A 23,167-nucleotide genomic window follows, 5' to 3' on the forward strand; every position below is an offset into this window, starting at 1 on the left:
ATTATTTATCTTGATTTTGACGTTGGCGCCGGAATTTTTTCATGGCGCGACGGTGTTCAATGATTTTTCTCGCCTCACCGCCGACGTGCTGTTCACCCCGTTCTCGTGCAAGACGGACTTGATACTCTCGCTCTCGAAACGCTGCCTTTTGGGCGTCGGTGTGTTTGTCGATGCATTTAGGGCAAGAGACGCCTTGCTCATAATGTTCGCTTTCCATGTCCGCCTGCGTGATGGGTAGGCGACAGGCATTACACATTGCGTAAGACCCTCGCTCCAAATCGTGATTAACAGCTACACGGCTGTCGAAGACATAACACTCACCGTTCCACAAGCTTTCACTCTCAGGCACTTCTTCGAGGTACTTCAGGATCCCGCCTTCTAGGTGATACACCTCATCGAAACCTTTCTCTTTCAAAAAAGCGGTCGATTTTTCACAGCGGATCCCACCAGTACAAAACATAGCCACTTTTTTATGCTTCGTCGGATCAAGCTGCTGTTCGACATAGTCAGGGAATTCACGGAAGCTATCTGTATGTGGGTTAACAGCCCGCTCAAAGGTACCAATCTCGATTTCGTAATCATTACGTGTATCGATCACTAAAACGTCTGGATCGCTGATTAATTGGTTCCATTCTGTTGGCTTGACATAGGTGCCCACGCTTTGGCGCGGATCAATGCCTTCAACCCCCATGGTCACAATTTCTTTTTTGAGTTTTACCTTGGTGCGACTAAATGGCTGGCTGTCTTCGAACGACTCTTTATAGTCAATATCCGCTAGGCGTGGGTCTTTTCTAAACCACGCAAATAGCGCATCCATGTTTTCTCTTGTCGCAGCTACCGTGCCATTTATGCCTTCTTGGGCGAGAAGGAGTGTGCCGCCGATTTGGTTGGCTTCCATGACTTCAAGCAGTGGTGCTTGCAAAGACTGATAGTCGTCGAGTGTGACAAATTTATATAAGGCACAAATGACATATTTAGACATCTTGTTTCCTCTTGCTGGCTGGAGCGTAAATCCAGTGCATGGGTGGTGTGTATACGTGAGCGCGGAGTATAGCGAATGCCACTGACGCAAAACACCGGATAAAAGTAAGGTTAAATGTCGAGCTCGCTGATAGTAGAGCACGTCAAACACGCTACTTCGTGTTCAAATCAAATTGCATTGATAGTTATTCATTATTGTCTGGTTTTTGTGAGATCAGCATCACGTATAAACGGTGTTTTTATCGCCTGAAACCTCATTTGGACTTAATTTGAATGGGTTTTTAGTCACGCCAGAATGGTTTATTGCTTTATGGTCTAATTATTTTGTTAGTTGGCGTGTACCGGCTAGGCAGTGGTCTAGCAAGCAAAGTAATTAGCCAAGCATCAAGAAAGGATGCAAAACATGATTGAAGAATGGATTAATGCCTTTGTCGGCTTTATTTGGGGTAAGCCGATGTTGATCTTACTGGTTGGCGGTGGGGTCTTCTTTACCCTTTATGGTAAGTTCACCCCGTTTCGTTATATGGCACACAGCATCAAGCTGTTAACCGGTAAGGTGGACGATGGTAGTGGCCATGGTGATTTATCTCATCGCAAAGCACTTGCTGCCGCGCTCTCCGGCACTTTGGGTCTCGGTAATATTGCCGGTGTGGCTCTGGCGCTAAGTGCCGGTGGACCGGGGGCGGTGTTTTGGATGTGGCTCACCGCATTATTGGGGGTGTCGACCAAGTTTTATACCTGCACACTGGGGGTCATGTATCGTCACAAAGATGCAAATGGCAATGTGCACGGCGGACCGATGTACACGGTACGGCATGGTCTAGGGCCAAAATTTAAATGGCTAGCGGTGATGTTTGCCATTGCTGGTCTAATGGGGTTTGTGCCGTCTTTCCAAATTAACCAACTCGGCGCAGTGGTACAAACTCAGCTCTTTCCTGGGGTCGCTTGGCTAGAAAGCAGCGCGTTCTCTTGGGCGCTAGGTATTGTACTGGCGGTCTTCGTCGGTATGGTGATTTGGGGTGGTTTGAAGCGTGTGGCTGATGTTGCCGGTGCGCTAGTGCCCTTGATGGCGGGCAGCTATATGGTGATGGCGATCGCGGCCTTGGTGCTCAATGCCGAGCGCGTGCCTGGCGTCTTTCAGTCGATTTTCGCCAGCGCTTTTTCACCGGATGCCATGTTCGGTGGCCTGATCAGTGTGATTATTGTGGGGGTGAGTCGTGGTGCTTTCTCTAATGAGGCTGGGATTGGTACCGAAGTGATGGCGCACAGTGCGGCAAAAACCAATGAGCCTGTTCGTGAGGGCTTAGTCGCGAGCCTGGGTCCCATCATTGATACCTTGATTGTTTGTAGTTGCACCGCGCTGGTGATCTTGGTGACCGGTGTGCTTGATCAAGCCGAGGGCATGCAAGGCGTCAGCCTGACCATGGCCGCTTTCAAAGCTGCCTTTGGTGCTCCTGGTGCATGGTTATTGGCGGCACAAGTGTTAGTGTTATCTTTCACCACGGTATTTACATTCTGGTATTACGGCTATAAATGCTTTGTGTATTTATTTGGCGAGCAAGCGGGTCAGTATTATAAGTACCTATACTTATCGCTCGTGGTACTGGGGGCGGTATTATCGCTGGATGTGGTGTTCTTATTCCTCATTGGTGCGTATGGACTGATGGCGGTTCCCACCATGGTCTCAGCGCTGTTGCTGGCGCCTAAGGTAAACCAAGCGGCGAAAACGTATTTCGCCAGTCACCGCTACCGTGAAAGCCATCGTTCACAGGTAGCCGATAGCTAATGAACCGACAGTTAATGGCTTGACGACCCACCTTGGCGTCACGCTAAAACCCACAAAGGCTGCCAATGTGCAGCCTTTGTTGTATTCACCTTGCTCGTTTTTATCGTTGATCAATCGTCGAGCGGTGTGCCGAATACATAGGTATCCGCTAGGCTTACCATGCGACCGATCTCGGGTTTGGTGATGGTATCATTGGCACCCAATTGGAGGGCCTTAGCACGGTTATCCTCGCTCATGATCGACGAGAACATGATAATAGGCATGGTTTTATAGGTATCCATCTCTCTGAGGCGTTTGACCAAGTGCATGCCGTCCATGCGTGGCATCTCGACATCTGACACAATTGCATCGACAAACTCATTAATCGACACACCTTCTTCTTTGGAAATGCGTTCAAATTCGGTGAGTTTGTCAAAGGCCTCGCCACCATCTTTGGCCGATATAATATTAAAGCCGGCTGAGCGTAGCGTGTTTTCAATTAAGCTACGGATGAAAGCGGAATCGTCCACCACTAGGATCGTTTTTGCCTCGCGTTTTTTCGCGCTGGATTCGGAAATGTTGACGTTTCTGTCCTGAGTAACATCGTATTTTTCCATGCTCAATTCAGGATTGATATCAGCGATGATTTTTTCGAAGTCTAAGATCATGATCAGGTTTTTGTCTTTGCGGACGACTGCGACCACACAATCTTGCTCGCCTGCCTCTAAGAATTGGCTCGGTGACTCAACGGCTTCCCAGGAAATACGATGGATACGACTAATGCTGTCAATCAAAAAGCCATTAGTCATGTTGTTAAAATCGGTGACAATCACAAATTTATTGTCTTTCTCTGGCCGCGTCGGGACGCCTAACCAGCCCGCCAGATCAATCAGTGGCGTTAGCTTGTCGCGTGACGAAAACACCCCAATCATGTGCGCCTGGGCGTTTGGATAGTCAGTGGTTTCCGGCACTTGGATAACTTCGCGAACCTTGGCAACGTTAATACCGTAATAGCAGGTTTTGGTACTGCCGTCAGGAAGTTGCTTGATTAAGTGAAACTCAATGATCTCTAGCTCATTCGTACCACTTTCCGTCAGTATTTCGTTCTTTGTTGGCTCGTCGTTCATGCCTACCACATTTCCTTTCGATATCAGCGAATAAAGCTGGCGTTAAACTGAGTTTGTTTCAGTATAAGCCTGAGATCAATAAAGCGACAATATTTGCTCAACAACCAAGCTGCTTTCTGTGGGCTATGGCGCTAAAAACGTGATGAATAACAGGGATGAAGATACAAGGCTTTAACATGTCAAGACTTAGACGGGTAGCGTAAGCCTTGGTCGCTATACCCGCACAACGACGTGAAGTATGCCCAGTTGCGTTGTTGGTGAGACTATGTCATCAATGAAGAAGTGGTGTGTCGCGATCTTGTATCGACAGAGGAGGCAAGGATGACGGAGCCAGGCTCACAGTGGTTGGAAACGGTTAAAGAGATGCGTGAGACATTCGACGCACAAAAAGAGCAGGTGTCTCGGTGTCCTTTTTTAGAGTACAGCTATCGCCGTGACGCGCTGCTGCGCTTGCGTCAGGCGATCAAGCAAAAATCGTCTGCGTTACAACAAGCCTTGAGTGATGATTACGGCTATCGTGCGCCCGTTGATACTGAAATTGCCGACATCTTGCCCTTGCTGCACCAGATTGATTACACCCGTCGTCGATTAAAGCGATGGATGCAGCCGCAAAAACGGCGTCCAGGCATTACCCTGCTAGGCACCAAATTGGTCGTGCACTTTCAGCCAAAAGGGGTGGTTGGGATTATCGTCCCTTGGAACTTCCCGATTATGCTGGCCCTGAGTCCCTTGATTTGCGCGTTGGCCGCGGGCAATCGGGTGATGCTTAAGCTTTCTGAGTTCACCCCCAACACCAATCGGGTATTACGCGCGTTAATCGCTGAGGTATTTAGCCCAAACGAAGTCGCCGTGGTAGAGGGCGAAGTCGAAGTGTCGCGCCGTTTTAGCGAGTTAGAGTTCGACCACCTCTTTTTTACTGGCTCAACCCAAGTCGGACGCCAAGTCATGCTGGCGGCGGCCGATAATTTAACACCGGTGACCCTCGAATTGGGAGGCAAATCGCCGGTGATCATTGATGATCAAATTGATATGGATGTGGCCGTGTCGCGGCTCATTTATGGCAAGTGTTTAAACGCTGGGCAGATATGTGTCGCGCCCGATTATGTGCTTTGTCCTGAACATCGGCAAGAAGCCTTTATCCACGCCTATCAACGCGCGTTTCGTGCTATGTATCCTGACTTTGAAACCAACCCAGATTACAGCCAGATCATTAACCAAACGCAAGCGACGCGGCTTGAAGAAACACTCAAAGATTCGCTCGATAAAGGTGCGCGCCGCTGGTGTGCACTCGACCAGCAAGCCGTACCGACCGCGGAAAAACGACGCTGGCCGACCCAGCTGCTAACCCAGATCACCGATGATATGCGGGTGATGCAAGAAGAAATTTTTGGCCCGCTCCTACCTATTGTCACCTATCAAGATCTCTCCGAGGCGCTGAGTTATATTCAAGCGCGTCCACGGCCGCTTGCTTTATATTTGATGAGCAATGACGCTGAGATACGCACGCAGGTTACCACACAGCTTCACGCCGGCGGCATGGGGGTTAATGAAACCTTGTTTCATGTCGCTGCCGAAGACGCGCCTTTCGGCGGCATTGGTGACTCTGGCATGGGGCATTACCATGGCATTGAAGGCTTTTATACCTTTAGCCACAGTAAAACCGTCCTCACCCGCGATAAGTGGGACACCAGCTTTTTAGTCAAACCCCCGTACAACCGCTGGTACAAACGCTTAATGCGCTGGTGGCTGATGCGGTAAGCCTGCAAGTTTTCACGATGAGGCGTAGCGATATGAGCGATTTCCCCAGTAACTGAACGGATCGCTAAACTTTTCCGAGAAATTGATCTATATCTTTGGTTGTTACATAACTGTTAAAAGTGGTGCGAAGCAACCAAAGGAGCGACACAATGGCGTTTTCAGTACAACCCGATTCCATGTTGCCAGACATTGGCGATCATGAGCGCGCGATGGTTGAGCAAGAGGTAAAGCTCTCGGTCACCGATGCCAATGGCAAATCACTGGGATATTTAGCGATGGTGCCAGATGCGCAGCGCTTTATTACCTTAACCCAAGATAACGCAGAGGCGTTGAGTTTTATCAAAACCCCTTGCAGCGTCAATGCGGGCTATTATCAGTGGTCGTTTTTTTATGACGACATTGAGTATGGCCTGGACTGTTTAATTGAACCTGACAGAAACAAGTGTCGGCTATATGCCAATGATCATGCGGCAGCCGCGCCATCGTGGAAGCTTGTTGATGACGGGGAGCGTGGTCCTTTGATGATGGCAGCCCCCATCTCAGCGATTGGGCCGGGCACGCGTATTGCTGTTACCTCTGATGAAGCTGACGTTCCGAATGTATTAATAGGGGCGCTTGAAGGCGGCGTATTGGTGCATGAGCAGCCAAGTTAAATCAGGTTGAACACCGAGTATCTTACCGGCCAGTGCTCTGTCACTGGCTTTTTTATGCCAATCAATCTCACTCTCTAACTGCATGTTTTAGTTCACTTTCATTTTAGCTGTGAGCAGCATCAAAGAACTGTTCATCAATCATTTTTAGTAAAAAAGTGTTAAGTGCTCACGGATGGCCTATATAAACACTTTGTAAACAAAAAGTTAAAAGTGATGCTGCTGATGTAATAGTAAATAATGCTGGTAGGTAGGACAAATAAAGCGATTTTCTCTGCGGAAAAAGTTGCTGTTGATGCATAGCTTTATAAACGTGCTTGTTGTTATTTATAGGCAATCAATCTTTGATACGTTTAACCATTGTAAGGAATACAATATGTTAAAGCATGTTCTTAGCTGCTGTATTGCATCAGCATTAGTCGCTGCATCGCCTGCAGCGCTCGCAAAACAGGAAGAGGGTAAACAAGCGATCTCTCAGCAGCAAACGCTAGCGCCACTCGTTGTCGCGTCAGACAAGCAGGGGATTGAAGACCAATACATTGTGGTATTCAAACAACCGATGACGCTCAGCGACGATCCACAAGCGCTACAAACCTTCACGCAGCAGACCGTTTCAAGCATGGTCAACCAACACGCGGTTAAAGTTGAGAAAGTGTTTGATCGCTCGCTGAGTGGCTTTGTAGCCAAATTGACGCCAGAGCAACTGCGCGCGTTGCGTATGGACGAGCAAGTTGATTTTATTGAGCAGGATAAGACGATTTCCTTGGACCCGGTAACCGCCCCAAGCGCCAACCAGAGTAATCCAGTTTGGGGGTTGGATCGCATTGACCAACGCAACCTGCCTTTGGATAACAATTACAGCACCAATTTTGATGGCACAGGTGTGACGGCCTACGTCATTGATACAGGTGTGACAACGTCACACGTAGAGTTTGGTGGTCGTGCTCGCTCTGGCTATGACTTTGTTGATAACGATAATGACGCGTCAGACTGTAACGGTCACGGCACCCATGTGGCCGGCACTATCGGTGGTAGCCAATATGGCGTCGCTAAAAATGTCGACATTGTTGGGGTGAGAGTGCTGAGCTGTAGTGGTTCAGGTTCAACGTCCGGTGTGATTGGTGGGGTTGATTGGGTGGCTGCCAATGCCAGTGGACCATCGGTGGCAAATATGAGCTTAGGTGGTGGCGTGTCTACAGCACTGGATCGCGCGGTTGCCAGTGCGGTGCAATCGGGCGTGAGCTTTATGCTGGCGGCTGGCAATTCCAATGCCGACGCCTGTAACAGCTCGCCGGCCCGTGAGCCAAGTGGCGTCACCGTGGGCTCAACCACAAGCAGCGATAATCGCTCTAGCTTCTCCAACTGGGGCAGCTGTCTTGATGTATTTGCACCAGGCTCGCAAATCAAATCTGCTTGGTATGACGGTGGTTATCGCACCATCAGTGGCACGTCAATGGCCACACCTCATGTTGCCGGTGTTGCTGCCTTGTATTTACAAGAAAACAATAGCTTATCGCCAGCACAAGTCGAGAGCTTAATTAGCAACCGTGCTAGCGTAAATAAAATCAGTGATCCTCGTGGTTCGGTCAACAAACTCCTCTACAGCCAAGCGGATAGCAGCTGTGAGCCTGATTGTGGCCCGACGCCAGGGCCAAAAAACGAGCTCAAAAATGGCCAGCCAGTCACGGGTATTGCTGGGGCTCAAGGTGCGCAGCGCTTCTTTTACGTTGATGTTGACGCGGGGCAACGTCTAACGGTCAATATTAGCGGTGGTTCAGGCGATGCAGATTTGTATCTACGCTATGGGGCGAAACCAACTTTAAATAGCTGGGACTGCCGTCCATACAACTACGGCAATAGTGAAGTGTGTACGGTACAAAGCACACAAAAGGGTCGCTATCACGTGATGCTAAATGGTTACACTGCTTTTAACGGTGTCAGTGTGACAGCGCGATACTAATGCGCTGTCGCTAGGACGGTCGCGTTATAACCGAAACCGTTTTATGACCCAAGATGACGTTAAAGCGCGGCGAAAGTCGCGCTTTTTCTAGTCGTATTGGCGTAAGCAATCGCATAGCAAGTTGAGAAAGCCCGCTCGATCGACGGCCATGGCCACCTCGGTATTTGCGAGATTGCCTGTGACGTGATAACGGTCAACCACCGTCATTCCAGTAGTCAACGCGCCTTGTGTCTCGACATCCATCCATACGGACTCACACTCAAACAGTTCAGGCATCACTAGCCTCGTCATGGCCGGGATCGCAGTCGATAATAATGGATTCACGCATAAATTGGCCTGTCGCTGAATTGGCGTGCATGGTGCTCAGCACAGGATAAACGCCTTGCCACTTGCAGCGTGTGATCGTCCTTGCTAATTGCTCACGCGAGCGAAATGTAACAGGTGAATCATTTATCATAAAAAACTGAGAGATGAGCTGTTACACATTGTCAACATGTTGCGAACGAAAATGTGGTTGTTGCATTATTTTGCAAACAATTCAATCAATCTAACTTCGGTTAATAATTTGGTGTTTAATTCCAGTTTTGTAGCCATTATGTAGTTATATAAACTGCCATTTTGAATTTAAACTAGATTATATGACAAGTTTTTAACAAAACAATTAGGACATATACCTATTACATTTATGTGATACTTTAAGTCGAACTCGATAGTATGCAACCGCACAAAATATTATAACTAAGAGAGTTTGACGTGAACCAGACTATAGATATCTCCTCAAAAAGTGTATCGCACCGTTGGACCCAACATGATACCCATTGGGCACTGAGCTTGTTCGGTACCGCGGTGGGAGCCGGGATCCTGTTCCTTCCGATTAATCTTGGGATGGGGGGCTTTTGGCCACTCCTAATTATGGCCGTACTGGCGTTTCCGATGACGTTTATGGCTCATCGAGGCCTAGCACGTTTTGTGCTGTCGTCGCGCCACAAAGATGCCGATTTCACCGATGTCGTTGCCGAGCACTTCGGCAGCCAGGCAGGCCGTTTGATCTCCGTGCTGTATTTCCTTTCTATTTTCCCGATTTTGTTGATATATGGCGTTGGGTTGACCAATACCGTTGATAGCTTTTTGGTTAATCAACTCGGATGGGCGTCGCCAAACCGCGTCATGCTGTCTGGTGTGTTAGTCGCAGGTATGATTGCGATCATGATGGGTGGTGAGCGCCTAATGCTGCGCGCCTTCGCGGCGATGGTTTATCCGCTGGTGGCTATCTTGGCGTTTTTGTCTTTCTATCTAATACCATCATGGCAAGCGCCGAACCTAGCGATGCCCGCGATGGGAGAACTGGGAATGAATCTTTGGCTAGCGGTGCCTGTGGTGATCTTTTCGTTCAGCCACGCCGCGGCAATTTCGAGTTTTGCTAATATTCAACGCCGTCACTATGGTGATGACGCACAAGGCAAGTCAGAGCAAATTCTTAAACGCGCGGGCGTGATGTTAGTTGCCTTTGTGCTGCTGTTTGTGTTCTCGTGCGTGCTGACGCTCACTCCAGCACAAATGGCGGAAGCGAAAGCGCAAAATGTGTCAGTGCTCTCATACCTTGCTAATGTCACCCAAAATCCATTTATTGGCACTTTGGGGCCATTAGTTGCTTTCATTGCGATCACCTCTTCGTTTTTGGGCCACTTCTTGGGCGCGCGTGAGAGCCTCAATGGCCTGGTGACCAAACACAGCACATTGACCTACAAAAAGGCTGATAAACTTGGCGTGATAGTGATGTTCTTTGCCATTTGGTGGTGTGCGGTGATTAACCCCAGCATCCTCGATATGATGGGCGCATTATCTGGGCCTGTGATTGCGATGATCCTATTTATTATGCCAACGGTTGCGGCCTATAAAGTCAAAGCACTGGCACAGTATCGCGGTAAAGCGGGGACGTACTTTATCTTTGTGACTGGCATGTTGGCGATTTCGGCATTGCTTTATAACTTGATAGGCTAATGAAGAACCCGTTATAACCTGTTAAAAGCGTCCAATGGGCGCTTTTAGGCCTCTAAGCGCAAGTAGAAAACGCGATCACGGCTTCATATGGTGAGTCGTCACTACTGAATTTTATGGAGAGTGACTGACAACCCTCCCTTAAACTCTCCCTCAGTAATGTACTAAGAGAGCACTAACAGTACTTGCTATTTTTCTTTTGTATCGCTAAAGTCTAAATATTAGCTCTTTCTTATGTAAAGGTCGCTATGCTGCCTAAACGATTTTTTCCTATTGTTGCGCCTTTTTTAATGTCAGTGTTAATGGTGACATTGATGACAGCGGTAATTACGGCTGTGAATACTGGGTTAAGTGATGGGTTTTTTTGGCGTTGGGTTGAGGCTTTTATCGTCGCTTGGCCGATCGCATTCACCATTATTTTTCTCTCGTCAAAGCATGTACAGCGTTTAGCGCAGTGGTTATGCAGTCGCGATTAAAGATCAATCGAACACGTTGAGAACGGCGCAGTTCTTACCTTGCTTTTTAGCTTGATACATAGCTTTATCGGCATCAACAATTTCACTATGAGGCATACCATTTGGGTAGTAAGCCACGCCCAAACTGACGGTAACGGGCATAGACGGATGGTTAAATAACCCAAGGCTTTGTCTTGATATCTCGTTGCACAGTAGCTTACCTTGCGCGAGGGCGCGTTCAGCGGAGGAAAAATACTGTAGTACGGCAAACTCCTCGCCACCAATCCTCGCCACCACGGCGTCGTTGGTCAATAGACTCCGCGCTGTTTGGGCGACAAAGCAAATGACTTCGTCGCCATGGGCGTGGCCAAAGCCATCGTTAAAGGCTTTGAAATCATCAATATCAAACACCATCAGAGTTATCCCCTTGATGTCGCGCATTTGCCCATATAAGCACTGATAAAAATAACGTCTGTTGTGTAGCAAGGTGAGTGAGTCGGTAATGGCTTGGTCTTGCAATAAGTCGTTGGCGGCTTGTAATGCGCGGGTTTTTTGTTTAACTGTTCTTTTCAGTAACATGATATAGCTGATCGCAATGATCACGCCAAACACGAACAGCGTTGGCAATAAATACACCGGATAGACGGTCTCGACATCGTAATACACCCAGCGGTTTAAGAGCTGCCGTTTGGTATCTTCGTCGAGCCAAGCAAACTTATTATCAATCTGGTTGAGTAATGCCGTATTCCCTTTTGCAAAACCGGCATACAACATTTCTGTATACAGGTGTCTGACAGGCACAAACAGATTTTGGTTAGTGGTGGTGTAAAGGTAATAATTAGCCACTTGTAGATCGGCGACGAAGGCTTGGATCTCTTCCGATAACGCCGCATCAAGCATGGCTTGGTTATTGCGGAAAAGCTGTAGCGTTACGTTTGGAAATTCCGTTCTCATAAACTCTTCTTCGTACCCACCTTGCACAACACCGACTGTGTGGTCGGTATCACCCGCTAACACATAATCCGCTGATACGCCCGTGAGCGCCTGGCTAAAGAATACTTGCGTATCGATGCTGAACAATGGAGTGCCGAAATCCATAAACGCTAGCCGTTCTGGCGACTGGAGTAAGCCGGCGTGAACATCGGCTTCACCGTTTCGCACAGCGTCAATAGAGTCTTGCCAGTCGGTCAAAACGAATTCAATTTGATAGCCATTGCGTTTGCCAAATTCTTTCCAAAAGTCAATCAAGATCCCTTTCGGTTGTTGATTGTCGTCAAGATAGGAAAATGGCCGCCAAGCGTGTGAGTTAGCGACTTTTAATACAGGGCTTTGTGGCTTGGATTGCTCATTCTGCTCCGCATTAAGCGCCAGGCTGATGGACAGGAGTACGCTGGCGCCCAAAACCACAATGATGTGACGAATCAACACACATAGCACCCCAGAATGACTCATAAACAACCCTTGAATCTGGTAATGAATTCAAATGACGCCGCCCAACGCATCACGTCATTATTATCAGTATATGATTAAAACCTCAGCGGCTGAGGATAAATGTCACTTTTCCCCGATACTGAGAGGATAGTATGTTGACGATGATGCAAAAAATTTCGGTAGTTTAGAGGCATGGGGTGGCGCACCGGGCGTTGCCAAGCTGCCGACGCACCACATTGTTATCCGTTACTGTTTGGCTCCGTGCTCAGCGAGGACATGAGCGTTGACCGTTTGAAAGGGGTACGACGCTAGGGCGCCAAAACCGGGTATTGTCTTCGCTTTGATTTTGGTATGGAGCGGCGAAGATAGACCGAGTAAAAAGCGCGTGGTCGCCGCGTGGCTTGGCGTTTCATCGCAAGCGGCGGCAAAATGCTGACACCATGATGATAATGCTTGCACGTCGATCGCGGGTAACTCAGGACGGGGAGGTAAATGAGTAATATGTCCTTGGCATACCGAGCAGTGACCACAGGTAGTTGGTGCGTCGCGATCACCAAAGTAGTCGGCAAGGCGCTGACTAATACAGGTTGAAGAGGCCAATAAAGCCAGTAATTGGTTGATGCGGGCTAGTTCGCTCTCTTCCTTTTTAGCAAAAAGATTATGTAATTGTTCGGTCTGCGCTTGAACATCAATCTCATTGGGGCTGACCGAAAAGACTTGCGTAGCTTGTTGAGTGGCAAGTGACAGCCAACCTTGTTCATGAAAATATTCCAGTGCTTTTAACGCGCGCTTTCTTTCTGCCCCAAAGCGTTGCCACAGTTGTTGGAAATCCATCTTGTACCAGGTTTTGGCTTTGACCGCGCATGCAAATAGCTGGGCTACAAATTCGCGCCGCTCACCCTGAAATTTAGCCGTAATGGTGTCTGGCGACGCAACACATTGGAACTTCACATCGGCAAAGTAACTGTATTGGCTGGTGATCACGCCGGCCATTTCTAAATAAACCAGCAAGGTTTTTAGCGGTAAAAGGCGAATATTATACGTCCGTGACAGGCTGTGCAGCATAACTTCCCATTGTTGACCCGCTTGTTTTATTTCTTCCAGTACGCCCTGAATCGCTGCCTTGTCGGGTGTATCGCCGTAGATAAAATTTTCCAGCACATTCAGGCTAGATTGGTTGGCGAGCACTGTGCACGTTGCGTTTTCTCCGTCTCGTCCCGCGCGGCCAATTTCTTGGCTATAATTTTCGATTGATTTAGGTAAGTCAAAATGGATGACACGCCGGATGTCCGCCTTATCGACGCCCATCCCAAAAGCGATGGTCGCGACAATACACGGCGCACGGCCCGACATAAATGCCTCTTGTATTGATACACGCGTCTCGTGATTCATGCCGGCATGGTAAGCGGTCGCGGGGATATGCTGGGTTTGTAGCCACTCGGCGATATTCTCCGCGGTCTGCTGCTGGGTGACATAAATGATAGTTGGTAAATGGGGGTCGGGCTGCAACTGCTTAGTTAGCGCTTGCTGTTTTTGCGCCTCTTCCACGGCGACCACATTCAGGTGTAGGTTAGGACGATAAAAGCCGGTTAACGTGGTGTTGTTTGACGGAATCGCAAACTTTCGCTGCATGTCTTCAACCACTGCCGGCGTCGCAGTTGCGGTGAGAAGCAACACCTGTGGAATACTCAACTGCTCTCGGTAGGCGGGGAGTTTGAGATAATCGGGGCGAAAATTGTGGCCCCACTCAGAGATGCAGTGTGCTTCATCTACGACCAATAGAGAGATCGGGATGGGGGCAATAAATTGGCGAAAGCGTTCGTTGTTTAACCGTTCGACCGAAATCATCAGGACTTTGATGTCGCCGCGACGGATCTGCTCCATCACTTGTTTAGTTTGCTCGGGAGTCTGCGTGGAATCAATGGTAGCGGCGGCAATGCCTTTACGGCGCATAAATGCGATTTGATCATGCATTAATGCTAGCAAAGGTGAAATCACTAGGGTTAAGTGGGGCAGTTGTGTGGCGGGCAGTTGATAGCACAATGACTTACCCGCACCGGTAGGAAAAATCGCACAGGCCGACTCCCCTTGCATTATCTGAGCAATTACCGACTCTTGTCCTGCCCGAAATGATGAAAACCCAAAAACGTGATCAAGTGCTTGTGCCAACATACCGTCTTTCCCCTACTTTTAACCCAGTGTCTGTTTATGAACAGGCGGGAAAAGGTATCGGCTATGTGCCGAGGTTGCAAGCACAGGCGGTATGCGTGCGAGCGGCCCCATTATCTTCAATAAGTGGGGGCCGATCTTTTCTTAACGGATGCGAGAGCTATCACAGCGCCTTAATCAGTACCGCGATCTCATCCCACCTTTGCTCATCAATCAACTTGCCGGGCACCATCCAGGTGCCGCCGCATGCGAGCACCGAGGGCAACGCGAGATAATCACTCACATTCGCCTCACTCACGCCGCCGGTTGGCATGAAACTGACGGGGTAGACGGCAGATAACGCTTTTAACATCGCAATGCCGCCCGACGCTTCCGCGGGGAAAAACTTCAACGTATCAAGCCCAAGTTCCATGGCTTGCTCGACTAAACTGGGGTTATTGATCCCGGGGATGATAGGAATGCCGCGTTGCTGGCAATGTTTCACTGTGGTGGGGTTAAGCCCAGGGCTGACAATAAAGTCGGCGCCTGCGTCAATCGCAGCGTCGACTTGGGTAGTAGTGAGTACCGTACCCGCACCTATGAGCATATCGGGATACGCATCGCGCATGAGACGAATAGCACGGGCAGCCGCGTCGGTGCGAAAGGTAACTTCAGCGCACGGTAGACCATTATCTACCAAGGTTTTGGCAAGCGGCACGGCATCATCCGCATTGTTAATCGCAATCACTGGCACGATGCGAATTGCCTTAAGGCGTTGATTCAGTTCAGTCATGGGGGTCCCTTATAGTAAAACGCTTAATAGCGCTACGATAACAAACGCGACCAATATTATCGGCATCTATTGAATGCGTTATCAAAAATGAGATCTGGTTAAAATCTCGCTAAGGAGTGAGTATGGCAATTGGCAGTGTGATTGTGATGGGCGTCAGTGGCTCGGGGAAAAGCACCCTTGGCGCAAAGTTGGCACAGCGCTTAGGGGCAAAGTTTATTGATGGAGACGACTTACACCCGCGTGCGAATATCGAAAAAATGGCGACGGGTAAGCCGCTTGATGATCATGACCGAACTCCCTGGCTGGGCCGGATTAGCGATGCCGCTTTTAGTTTGGAGCATAAATATGAATATGGCGTGATTGTGTGTTCAGCCTTAAAGCGCTGCTATCGAGACCAGATCCGAGATGGCAATCAGAACGTTACCTTTTTGTTTTTGGACGGAGATTATGCATTGATCCTCGCAAGGCTTCGAGCGCGCAAAGGGCATTTTATGAAAACCCATATGCTGGATAGCCAGTGTGCCACGTTGGAGGTGCCGGGTGACGATGAGCCTGATGTGGTCCGAGTCGGCATTGATGCAGACATTGATACTGTGGTGACATGCGCAGTGAACGCTTTGAGAGACAGGGAGGATGCCGAATGACACATCCGACATGGTTACAAGCTGTCACCGATTAACTCTGGGGCGTCGCGACACTGGTGAGTCTCGATAAAGCCCTATACCGAATATGTATGTGCTACGTTTAACCATAACATGACTGTTAATTCGTTGTTTAGTGAGTGTTCTATGGCGTTAGATTATATTGCTCTTGGGATGTTGGTTTTTGTGGTTTTAGTTATTTTTTATGGCGTGATTGCGATTCATGACATTCCTTATGAAATTGCGAAAAGGCGTAATCATCCCCAACAAGATGCTATCCATGTGGCGGGCTGGATAAGCTTGTTTACACTTCATACGCTATGGCCTTTTTTGTGGATATGGGCAACGTTATGGCGTGAGGATCGCGGTTGGGGGTTCACGACATTAAAAGAAGAGCAGCATGATATTAATCATCATGTTACACAGTTGAGCGAGCGAATCGAACAGCTGAAAAGTGACGTTGAATCCCTCAAGCAACAGCAACAACAAAACGACCAAACGATGACCCAAGAAAAGCAGGAGAATGGCTAATGGACCTGCTGCTTATCATGACTTATACGGCGATCTGCATCGCTATCTTTAAAATATTCAAAATTCCTTTGAACAAATGGAGTATACCTACGGCAATTTTGGGTGGCATTGTGATCGTGGGGGCCATGACGTTATTAATGAATTACAACCATCCGTTTACACAACTCGGCAAGCAAGCGTTCTCAACAACCCCGATTGTCCCTGGGGTGCGTGGTCGCGTGATCGATGTTCCCGTAAAAGCCAACCAACCTCTCGAAAAAGGTGACGTCTTATTTAAACTGGATCCAACTCCGTTCCAAGCGGAAGTGGATAAAATAGAAGCGCAAATTAAAGAAGCGAGTCAAGATGCACTCGGCTTAGAATCCACGGTATTGGAGGCCGAAGCGGAAAGACGAAGAACCATTTCTGAGCGGGACAAAGCAAAGCGAGAATACGAGCGCTATCAAAAAGGCTTCAATAAAGGTGCATTTACTGAACAGGAGCTTGATACAAAAAGACAAGCCTATTTATCCGCTGAAGAAGCCATTAATGTGACTGAGGCGCGGCTTAATCAAGCTAACCTTGCTTTAAATTCACAGATAGGAGGTCAAAACACCACTGTTGCGCGTTTACTGTCAGAGTACAGAAAAGCGCGGTTTAATTTAGAGCAAACGGTGGCTAGGGCGCCAACAGATGGATTTGTGACACAATTATCGTTACGCCCTGGAATGATGGCGGTGCCGTTTCCTTTATCGCCTGTAATGACGTTTATCCATGACGAAGAGAGAATATTTACTGCCGCATTTAGGCAAAATTCACTTCAGCGCTTAGCTCCTGGATTTGAGGCTGAATTTATTTTTCCTTCCATGCCAGGGAGGGTATTCCAAGGTGAAGTGATTGAGGTACTACCTGCGATCGCAGAGAGTCAGTTTCGTGCACAAGGGAGCTTAATCGGTACCGATGCGTTTAAAGAAAACGGACGCGCGCTGGTGTCCCTCAAGCTTGACGATGACGCCATGGCTCATCAATTACCGCTTGGGGCGAGTTTTGAAGTTGCCGTTTATTCGGATCGTGTACATCATGTATCAATAATGAGAAAGATCCTGATTCGCATGAAAAGTTGGCAAAGCTATCTTTATATTGATCATTAAGCCAATGCGATTTGTCATGGCGCCACTTTACCGCGCAAAGACTTAGTCTGGCTCTTACGCTTTTTGGATTCTACGCGGCGGCGTTGTGACGCTTTGGTTGGCCGAGTTGGCTTGCGTTTTTTCTGCTCCACCATCGCGCTTTTAATTAGCGTAGCGAGGCGTTCTAACGCGTCTTCTCGGTTTAGCTCTTGGGTGCGGTAGTTTTGCGCTTTGATCACCACGACGCCGTCTTTGGAGATGCGTGAATCGGACAGCGTCATTAAGCGTGTTTTGTAGGCATCAGGCAGTGACGAGGCGTGAATATCAAAGCGCAAATGAATGGCACTCGACACTTTATTGACGTTTTGTCCGCCTTTCCCAGCGGCGCGGATGGCCGTGAGCTCAATTTCACTGTCGGGAATCGCTACTTTGTTGGATAGAGTCAGCATACGGCCTCAAATATTAACAAGAGGCGCGCAGTGTACATAGCATTAGGCCTGTGGCGCAAATAAGCCAGCAGGCCGAGTCTTTTTGAGTCGCTAATCGACACTTTAGGGTAAATCAAATACCAGTGCTTGACTGGTTTCGTTGCTCTTATTGCTAAAGGTTAGATGATGGATATCTTCAATTTTTGCGCCATCGCCGGGGCCCAGAGATGTCGTTTCAACGTCGAGCGTGCCCGCGACTTGATGCACATAGGCGTTGCGTCCTGTCCCCAAAGCGAAGGTAACAGACTCACTCGGCGCCAAGACAAGTTGCAGCAAACGTGCCTCTTGTTTTATTTTTAACGAGCCATTCTCACCCGTTGGCGTCGCAATGACGGTAAAGCCGGGTTGGTTGCCAAAATCTTTTTGCTGATAGCCCGGCTCTCCGCCTCTTTCGCTAGGTTCAATCCAAATCTGTAAAAAGCGCAATGGCTGGGATGACGAGGCATTATATTCACTATGATAAATACCACGCCCAGCCGACATCAGCTGGAACTCGCCAGCGGGTAAAGTTTGCCGGTTGCCTTGACTGTCTTTGTGCTCTATTGCTCCTTCTAGCACCAGACTGATGATTTCCATGTCACGGTGTCCATGAGTATCAAAGCCCGCGCCGGGCGAGACGATATCATCATTGATCACACGTAGTGCAGAGAAGCCCATATGATGGGGATCGTAATAGCTACCAAATGAAAAGGTATGGCGGCTTTGTAGCCAACCAAAGTTAGCCTGACCGCGATCGCTGGCATGACGTACTGTAATCATAACGCTTCTCCTCACTGATTCGATGTTGAACAGCGGTGACGCTGAACAATAGATGCAGTGTAGAAACAAAAACGCCGTGCGAACACGGCGTAATCTTGTGCATCTTGTTCTAAAACATTGAACGAGTATCGTGCAGGAGAAATAGCACGCATCAGATAATGTACTAAAGCTTAAATGTTTCCATGCGTGTTTTTAAGTTATGCGCAAGATTGCTGATTTGGTCACAGGCAATCGCTGTTTGCGTTGCCCCCTCGGCCATTTCCGTTGAGGCACTATTAATGTTCTCAACGCTGCGGTTAAGCTCGTTAGAGACAGAGCTTTGCTCACTGCAGGCGGTAGCAATTTGGGTACTGCGTTGGGCGATATCATCAACAGAGACTTCAATTTCCCGCATTTGTTCGCCGGTATCGCTGACCGTTTCTACACATTGCGTAATGCCTGCTTGGCATTCATGGCTGGATTCGCGGACCTTAGTCGTGTTTATTTGCAGTGTCTCGATGGTATTAACAATTTGCTCGGTCGATTCTTGAGTGCGCTGTGCCAGTGAGCGAACCTCATCGGCTACCACAGCAAACCCTCGGCCTTGCTCACCGGCACGGGCTGCTTCTATCGCCGCATTCAAAGCAAGTAAATTAGTCTGCTCGGCAATACCACGAATCACATCAACTACGACATTAATGTCTTCGGAGCTTGTTTTAAGTTGCTCTGTTAACGTCTCTGAGTCTTGCATCAATCCAGATACGCGTTCAATAATGCTAATCGCATCGGCTAATGAACCACTCCCTTTTTTTGCTATATCTGCTGCCGAATGCGCTGATGTTGCGCCTTCTTCGGTATTTTGTGCCACTTCACTGACAGCGGCTTGCATCTGGGTCATCGCAGACGCCACCGATCCAAGCTCTTGCTGCTGGTTTTGCATACCTGACGCATTTTGAGATGAAATCGCACTCACTTCTTCAACGGCGGCAGTTAACTGAATAGTAGAATCGTTAATTTCTGATACCAATCCGTGAAGATTGTTTTGCATCGTCACCAATTCTTTGAGTAGGCTACCAAGCTCATCTTTAGACAAGTCCTTTTCATCAAATTTGTTGTTGAGCTGCCCTTTGGCAATATTCGAGGCAAACGCGAGTGCTTTATCAATTGGGCGAGAGATGATACGCGCAAGCATGACTGAGGAACCAACAATAACTAAAACAATGACGCCTGTGCCTATGGCCGCGTTAATTTGAGCGGAGGAGGCTGCGTGTTGTGCCTCTTCACCGATTGTCTGCACAATCTCGTCGTTGAGCTCGAGTGTCTTATCTAAACTTTCTAATGCTTTTGAATAGGTATCGAAACTGGATAAAACAACGTCATTGGCTGCGTCAGGATCATTATTACTTAAAAGCTGATTGTAGGATTTTGTTTCCTTAATGTATTGATTCCACGTGGTTTTGAAAACATCAAAGGATTGTTTTTCTTTTTGGGTTAAATCTAGAGATTCGTAGGCTTTTATCCCTGTTTGGACGTCCGCTCGCCATTGGTCTAAATCGTCGAGCCATTGCGATATTTTAGGGTTATTGCTATTGGGGAGGAGTGAAAACTCATCTTTGCGCACTTTAGTAATGTTAACTTGAATCCCCTTTAATAATGATACCGAGGGTAAGCTTTTGTCTGAAAGCAGGGAGATATCTTTACTTAGTGTCGATAAGCCAACCATAAGCATGGCAGCTACTGCGATAAAAACGATAAAAACGGCGGTAAAGCTGAGCCATATCTTTTTTACAACACTTAAATTTTTCATAGTTTATGTTCCTGATTGTCACAGTACTAGGCGTATAATCATGTTCATTTAAGCGTAGACAGTTAAAGTGTAATGTGCCTTGAATATGCAAACCTAGCACGAGTGAAGTGATGGCAAATCAAACCGCAACGAGTACCTCATCGAAACAATCTACCGTGAATCGCAACAGTAAAAATCTGACCGTTTTGTGGGAGCTGATTGCGTTTATTCGCCCTTACCGCTGGCAAGTGAGCGCGGCATTGCTGGCCTTAGTGTTTACCGCTTCATTGACGCTCTCGGTCGGACACGGCGTTCGCCTTTTGATCGACCAAGGCTTTGCACAGCAATCACTGGTTGAGCTGGGGAATGCGGTAAAGTTTATTTTGCTGATCACGGTATTGATCGCGATAGGTACCTTTTTCCGGTTCTATCTGGTGTCATCGGTGGGTGAACGGGTCAGTGCCGATATTCGCCAAGCGGTGTTTGATCATGTGATTGGCCTACATCCGAGCTATTTTGAAACCCACGGCAGTGGCGAAATCATGTCGCGGATCACCACAGATACCAGCTTGCTGCAAAACATCATCGGCTCCTCCTTCTCCATGGCGATGCGTAGTGCGTTGATGTGTGTGGGCGCCATCATCATGCTGTTTGCCACCAATATTAAACTGACCTTGATTGTGCTGGCCTCCGTGCCCTTTATTCTGGTGCCGATTTTGATTTATGGCCGTCGTGTGCGAGCGTTGTCGCGGCAAAGCCAAGATTCAATGGCGGATGTGGGCAGTTATGCCGGTGAAGCCATCACCAATATTAAAACCGTGCAAAGCTTCGCGGTAGAAGATCACGCCAAAGCCGCATTTGGTCAAGAGGTGGAACGCGCCTATCAGATCGGACGCGAGCGCGTCAAACAACGAGCCATTCTTATTTCCGGCGTGATCGTGATTGTGTTCAGCGCCATTACTGGCATGTTGTGGGTTGGCGGTCGCGATGTGATTCAAGGTACTATGTCAGCAGGGGATCTGGGTGCGTTTGTGTTTTTCGCCATCATGGTTGCCTCTTCGATGGCTACCTTGTCGGAAGTGATGGGAGAGTTGCAGCGCGCGGCAGGCGCGACGGAGCGTTTGGTGGAACTGTTGCACGTGCAAAGCCATATTCGAACTCCCGCCACCTCGCCGAGTGTCGATGCCCAATCACTAAGCAATGATATTCGCTTTGAAGCGGTACATTTTCATTATCCCACGCGTCCCCATCAAGCAGCGATTGATGCGTTGAGCCTTGTGATTCAGCCCGGTGAAGTCGTCGCCTTAGTCGGACCGTCGGGGGCGGGAAAAACCACCGTATTTGAATTACTGCAACGCTTTTATGATCCGCAGTCAGGCGCGATTAGGCTGGGCGGGCAAGATATTCGTCGCTTATCCCCGCAAGCGTTGCGCCAACAAATGGCATTGGTGCCACAACAACCCGCTCTGTTTAGCGATGATGTGATAGGTAACATCCGCTACGGCAGGCCAGACGCCAGTGAGCAAGCCGTCAAAGAGGCGGCGATCCAAGCGCACGCTGATGGGTTTATTCAGCAATTGCCGGACGGCTACAACAGCTTTCTAGGTGAACGGGGCGTGCGGCTTTCGGGCGGCCAACGCCAGCGAATCGCGATTGCCCGTGCGATTCTCAAAGATCCGCGTATTTTATTGCTCGATGAAGCGACCAGCGCGCTGGATAGTGAAAGTGAGCATGCGGTGCAGCAAGGCTTGGCGGCTTTAATGCAGGATCGCACCACCTTGATTATCGCTCACCGCTTATCGACCATTCAGCATGCTGACCGCATTGTAGTGATGGATCAAGGTAAGTTGGTGGATGTAGGCAGCCATACCGACCTGCTGGCGCGCTGCCCTCTGTATCAACGCTTGGTAAAACGGCAGTTTAGCCATGTCTCAAATGGCTAAGCGTTGTTTTCCAATTCTTTGATTTGTTGGTCAATCTTTTCCGCTTCTTCGGTGAGTAGTGAGTAACCTCTGATATCGCCATTGCGCTGGGCCTCAAAGGCTTGTTGTTGTTTGGCGTCGTACTGTTTTTTTAGCTTTTTAACTGGATTCGGCTTTAAAAATGAGAGCATAGTGGATCCCTATAGATAGATAATAGTTTTCGGTACGAAGTCAACCTCCACTTAGATGACCGATTTATTGGTTGTATGTAAATTGATTGCATTCAGCATCACGCTTTTTCTAGTGGGTTAACACAATGTTGGATTCAAACGATGCCAATTATTAGGATGTGCTAATGTTTTAATGAGTTATAAAAAGGAGTGCATCATGAACAAGAAACGAATAATCGGCAGCCTATTTGGACTAGGTTTGCTCACGGGGTCCGCTCAAGCATCGACGGATTCGGTGGAACAAGCGTTGGTAATGGTTAACAGTGGCGAATTGCAAACACAAGGAATGGCTATGGTATTAGCGAATACGATGCAGGCCCAAGGGACGCATGTTGATGTGTTGCTGTGTGGGAAAGCCGGTGAATTAGCGTTTAAAGATACTGAAAACGCGCCATTAAAGCCTAAAAACGTTACCCCAGAACAACTAATGATGAAGCTGAAACAAGGCGGCGCTAATGTGAGTGTGTGCGCATTATTTTTACCTAACAGCGACAAAGGAAAAGCAGCCTTGCGATCCGGGATTTCAGTGGCTAAGCCACCACAGATCAGCCGGATTATGCGCAACGAAGACGTACGAGTGTTTAACTTCTAGTCTTGATCCTTCTTGTATCGCGCGACACGGCACCTGACCGAGATTGACTCATCAACGCAAGGTC

Annotated in this window: 21 protein-coding genes; 11 read left to right on the plus strand and 10 right to left on the minus strand. The window is 48.4% G+C overall.

Annotated elements, in window-relative coordinates; translation table 11 throughout:
• Position 1: 1 nt before the first annotated feature.
• The gene (locus C7A19_RS06885) at positions 2-982 is read right to left on the minus strand and encodes a rhodanese-related sulfurtransferase (protein WP_069360965.1); all 981 of its coding nucleotides are present in this window, start codon (positions 980-982) and stop codon (positions 2-4) included.
• A 402-nt stretch (positions 983-1,384) separates the two neighbouring features.
• Here C7A19_RS06885 and C7A19_RS06890 point away from each other — a divergent pair, with 402 nt between their 5' ends.
• On the plus strand, positions 1,385-2,767 hold the full coding sequence (locus C7A19_RS06890; RefSeq protein ID WP_198534734.1) for an amino acid carrier protein: 1,383 nt from the start codon (positions 1,385-1,387) through the stop codon (positions 2,765-2,767).
• Positions 2,768-2,877: 110 nt separating this feature from the next.
• Here the strand turns inward: C7A19_RS06890 and C7A19_RS06895 are convergent, their stop codons facing one another.
• Positions 2,878-3,873 carry a chemotaxis protein gene (locus C7A19_RS06895; protein ID WP_069360967.1) on the minus strand — a complete coding sequence of 332 codons (996 nt, stop codon included), beginning with the start codon at positions 3,871-3,873 and terminating at the stop codon, positions 2,878-2,880.
• A 321-nt stretch (positions 3,874-4,194) separates the two neighbouring features.
• On the opposite strand from C7A19_RS06895, the gene C7A19_RS06900 reads away from it, so the two are divergent.
• The 3 genes from C7A19_RS06900 to C7A19_RS06910 all read left to right on the plus strand — a co-directional run bounded on the left by C7A19_RS06900 (position 4,195) and on the right by C7A19_RS06910 (position 8,241).
• Positions 4,195-5,631 (plus strand): coniferyl aldehyde dehydrogenase, encoded by a 1,437-nt coding sequence (locus C7A19_RS06900; protein WP_116644527.1) that lies wholly within the window; start codon positions 4,195-4,197, stop codon positions 5,629-5,631.
• A 149-nt stretch (positions 5,632-5,780) separates the two neighbouring features.
• On the plus strand, positions 5,781-6,284 hold the full coding sequence (locus C7A19_RS06905; protein ID WP_077658964.1) for a hypothetical protein: 504 nt from the start codon (positions 5,781-5,783) through the stop codon (positions 6,282-6,284).
• Positions 6,285-6,657: 373 nt separating this feature from the next.
• Positions 6,658-8,241, plus strand: coding sequence for a S8 family peptidase (locus tag C7A19_RS06910; protein WP_116644528.1), 1,584 nt, complete (start codon positions 6,658-6,660; stop codon positions 8,239-8,241).
• A gap of 87 nt (positions 8,242-8,328) precedes the next feature.
• On the opposite strand, the gene C7A19_RS06915 is transcribed toward C7A19_RS06910, so the two are convergent.
• Complete coding sequence (locus C7A19_RS06915) at positions 8,329-8,532, minus strand: nucleoside hydrolase (protein WP_116644529.1); 204 nt, start codon at positions 8,530-8,532, stop codon at positions 8,329-8,331.
• A 462-nt stretch (positions 8,533-8,994) separates the two neighbouring features.
• On the opposite strand from C7A19_RS06915, the gene C7A19_RS06920 reads away from it, so the two are divergent.
• Complete coding sequence (locus C7A19_RS06920) at positions 8,995-10,242, plus strand: aromatic amino acid transport family protein (protein ID WP_077658966.1); 1,248 nt, start codon at positions 8,995-8,997, stop codon at positions 10,240-10,242.
• Positions 10,243-10,529: 287 nt separating this feature from the next.
• Entirely contained in the window at positions 10,530-10,715 is a 186-nt protein-coding gene (locus C7A19_RS06925) for a DUF2798 domain-containing protein (RefSeq protein WP_255565871.1), read from the plus strand.
• A 3-nt stretch (positions 10,716-10,718) separates the two neighbouring features.
• On the opposite strand, the gene C7A19_RS06930 is transcribed toward C7A19_RS06925, so the two are convergent.
• From C7A19_RS06930 to C7A19_RS06940, 3 genes are all read right to left on the minus strand, one after another.
• Positions 10,719-12,146: a sensor domain-containing diguanylate cyclase gene (locus C7A19_RS06930; protein WP_077520576.1), complete on the minus strand. Its 1,428-nt coding sequence runs from the start codon at positions 12,144-12,146 to the stop codon at positions 10,719-10,721.
• A gap of 225 nt (positions 12,147-12,371) precedes the next feature.
• Positions 12,372-14,297, minus strand: a complete 1,926-nt coding sequence (locus C7A19_RS06935) for a RecQ family ATP-dependent DNA helicase (protein WP_116644530.1) — start codon at positions 14,295-14,297, stop codon at positions 12,372-12,374.
• A gap of 160 nt (positions 14,298-14,457) precedes the next feature.
• Positions 14,458-15,066 (minus strand): bifunctional 4-hydroxy-2-oxoglutarate aldolase/2-dehydro-3-deoxy-phosphogluconate aldolase, encoded by a 609-nt coding sequence (locus C7A19_RS06940; protein ID WP_116644531.1) that lies wholly within the window; start codon positions 15,064-15,066, stop codon positions 14,458-14,460.
• Between the two features lie 122 nt (positions 15,067-15,188).
• Between C7A19_RS06940 and C7A19_RS06945 the strand changes: the two genes are divergently transcribed.
• The 3 genes from C7A19_RS06945 (at position 15,189) to C7A19_RS06955 (ending at position 17,368) form a co-directional block, all read left to right on the plus strand.
• A complete protein-coding gene (locus tag C7A19_RS06945) occupies positions 15,189-15,710 on the plus strand; it encodes a gluconokinase (protein WP_116644532.1) in 522 nt (173 codons plus the stop codon).
• Positions 15,711-15,854: 144 nt separating this feature from the next.
• A complete protein-coding gene (locus C7A19_RS06950; protein ID WP_116644533.1) occupies positions 15,855-16,238 on the plus strand; it encodes a DUF3302 domain-containing protein in 384 nt (127 codons plus the stop codon).
• Positions 16,238-17,368, plus strand: coding sequence for an HlyD family secretion protein (locus C7A19_RS06955; protein ID WP_077486821.1), 1,131 nt, complete (start codon positions 16,238-16,240; stop codon positions 17,366-17,368). The genes C7A19_RS06950 and C7A19_RS06955 overlap by 1 nt, the downstream gene beginning before the upstream one ends.
• Before the next feature lie 14 nt (positions 17,369-17,382).
• Here C7A19_RS06955 and arfB read toward each other — a convergent pair whose 3' ends face one another.
• The 3 genes from arfB to C7A19_RS06970 all read right to left on the minus strand — a co-directional run bounded on the left by arfB (position 17,383) and on the right by C7A19_RS06970 (position 20,380).
• On the minus strand, positions 17,383-17,796 hold the full coding sequence (gene arfB / locus C7A19_RS06960; RefSeq protein ID WP_116644534.1) for an alternative ribosome rescue aminoacyl-tRNA hydrolase ArfB: 414 nt from the start codon (positions 17,794-17,796) through the stop codon (positions 17,383-17,385).
• Positions 17,797-17,898: 102 nt separating this feature from the next.
• The gene (locus tag C7A19_RS06965) at positions 17,899-18,594 is read right to left on the minus strand and encodes a pirin family protein (protein WP_116644535.1); all 696 of its coding nucleotides are present in this window, start codon (positions 18,592-18,594) and stop codon (positions 17,899-17,901) included.
• A 163-nt stretch (positions 18,595-18,757) separates the two neighbouring features.
• Positions 18,758-20,380 (minus strand): methyl-accepting chemotaxis protein, encoded by a 1,623-nt coding sequence (locus C7A19_RS06970; RefSeq protein ID WP_116644536.1) that lies wholly within the window; start codon positions 20,378-20,380, stop codon positions 18,758-18,760.
• A gap of 110 nt (positions 20,381-20,490) precedes the next feature.
• On the opposite strand from C7A19_RS06970, the gene C7A19_RS06975 reads away from it, so the two are divergent.
• Positions 20,491-22,302 carry an ABC transporter transmembrane domain-containing protein gene (locus C7A19_RS06975; protein ID WP_116644537.1) on the plus strand — a complete coding sequence of 604 codons (1,812 nt, stop codon included), beginning with the start codon at positions 20,491-20,493 and terminating at the stop codon, positions 22,300-22,302.
• On the opposite strand, the gene C7A19_RS06980 is transcribed toward C7A19_RS06975, so the two are convergent.
• Positions 22,299-22,472 (minus strand): DUF6435 family protein, encoded by a 174-nt coding sequence (locus tag C7A19_RS06980; protein WP_106406585.1) that lies wholly within the window; start codon positions 22,470-22,472, stop codon positions 22,299-22,301. The genes C7A19_RS06975 and C7A19_RS06980 overlap by 4 nt on opposite strands.
• Positions 22,473-22,668: 196 nt before the next feature.
• Between C7A19_RS06980 and C7A19_RS06985 the strand changes: the two genes are divergently transcribed.
• On the plus strand, positions 22,669-23,103 hold the full coding sequence (locus C7A19_RS06985; RefSeq protein WP_116644538.1) for a hypothetical protein: 435 nt from the start codon (positions 22,669-22,671) through the stop codon (positions 23,101-23,103).
• The last annotated feature ends 64 nt before the right edge of the window (positions 23,104-23,167 follow it).

The sequence above is a fragment of the Salinivibrio sp. HTSP genome (assembly GCF_003390965.1).
GTDB lineage: Bacteria > Pseudomonadota > Gammaproteobacteria > Enterobacterales > Vibrionaceae > Salinivibrio > Salinivibrio kushneri.

What these genes read in the sequence shown, in the direction of transcription:
- C7A19_RS06885 (WP_069360965.1), bottom strand. Translation starts at nt 982, where the DNA reads ATGTCTAAATATGTCATTTGTGCCTTATATAAATTTGTCACACTCGAC.
- C7A19_RS06890 (WP_198534734.1), top strand. Translation starts at nt 1,385, where the DNA reads ATGATTGAAGAATGGATTAATGCCTTTGTCGGCTTTATTTGGGGTAAG.
- C7A19_RS06895 (WP_069360967.1), bottom strand. Translation starts at nt 3,873, where the DNA reads ATGAACGACGAGCCAACAAAGAACGAAATACTGACGGAAAGTGGTACG.
- C7A19_RS06900 (WP_116644527.1), top strand. Translation starts at nt 4,195, where the DNA reads ATGACGGAGCCAGGCTCACAGTGGTTGGAAACGGTTAAAGAGATGCGT.
- C7A19_RS06905 (WP_077658964.1), top strand. Translation starts at nt 5,781, where the DNA reads ATGGCGTTTTCAGTACAACCCGATTCCATGTTGCCAGACATTGGCGAT.
- C7A19_RS06910 (WP_116644528.1), top strand. Translation starts at nt 6,658, where the DNA reads ATGTTAAAGCATGTTCTTAGCTGCTGTATTGCATCAGCATTAGTCGCT.
- C7A19_RS06915 (WP_116644529.1), bottom strand. Translation starts at nt 8,532, where the DNA reads ATGACGAGGCTAGTGATGCCTGAACTGTTTGAGTGTGAGTCCGTATGG.
- C7A19_RS06925 (WP_255565871.1), top strand. Translation starts at nt 10,530, where the DNA reads ATGTCAGTGTTAATGGTGACATTGATGACAGCGGTAATTACGGCTGTG.
- C7A19_RS06930 (WP_077520576.1), bottom strand. Translation starts at nt 12,146, where the DNA reads ATGAGTCATTCTGGGGTGCTATGTGTGTTGATTCGTCACATCATTGTG.
- C7A19_RS06935 (WP_116644530.1), bottom strand. Translation starts at nt 14,297, where the DNA reads ATGTTGGCACAAGCACTTGATCACGTTTTTGGGTTTTCATCATTTCGG.
- C7A19_RS06940 (WP_116644531.1), bottom strand. Translation starts at nt 15,066, where the DNA reads ATGACTGAACTGAATCAACGCCTTAAGGCAATTCGCATCGTGCCAGTG.
- C7A19_RS06945 (WP_116644532.1), top strand. Translation starts at nt 15,189, where the DNA reads ATGGCAATTGGCAGTGTGATTGTGATGGGCGTCAGTGGCTCGGGGAAA.
- C7A19_RS06950 (WP_116644533.1), top strand. Translation starts at nt 15,855, where the DNA reads ATGGCGTTAGATTATATTGCTCTTGGGATGTTGGTTTTTGTGGTTTTA.
- C7A19_RS06955 (WP_077486821.1), top strand. Translation starts at nt 16,238, where the DNA reads ATGGACCTGCTGCTTATCATGACTTATACGGCGATCTGCATCGCTATC.
- arfB (WP_116644534.1), bottom strand. Translation starts at nt 17,796, where the DNA reads ATGCTGACTCTATCCAACAAAGTAGCGATTCCCGACAGTGAAATTGAG.
- C7A19_RS06965 (WP_116644535.1), bottom strand. Translation starts at nt 18,594, where the DNA reads ATGATTACAGTACGTCATGCCAGCGATCGCGGTCAGGCTAACTTTGGT.
- C7A19_RS06970 (WP_116644536.1), bottom strand. Translation starts at nt 20,380, where the DNA reads ATGAAAAATTTAAGTGTTGTAAAAAAGATATGGCTCAGCTTTACCGCC.
- C7A19_RS06975 (WP_116644537.1), top strand. Translation starts at nt 20,491, where the DNA reads ATGGCAAATCAAACCGCAACGAGTACCTCATCGAAACAATCTACCGTG.
- C7A19_RS06980 (WP_106406585.1), bottom strand. Translation starts at nt 22,472, where the DNA reads ATGCTCTCATTTTTAAAGCCGAATCCAGTTAAAAAGCTAAAAAAACAG.
- C7A19_RS06985 (WP_116644538.1), top strand. Translation starts at nt 22,669, where the DNA reads ATGAACAAGAAACGAATAATCGGCAGCCTATTTGGACTAGGTTTGCTC.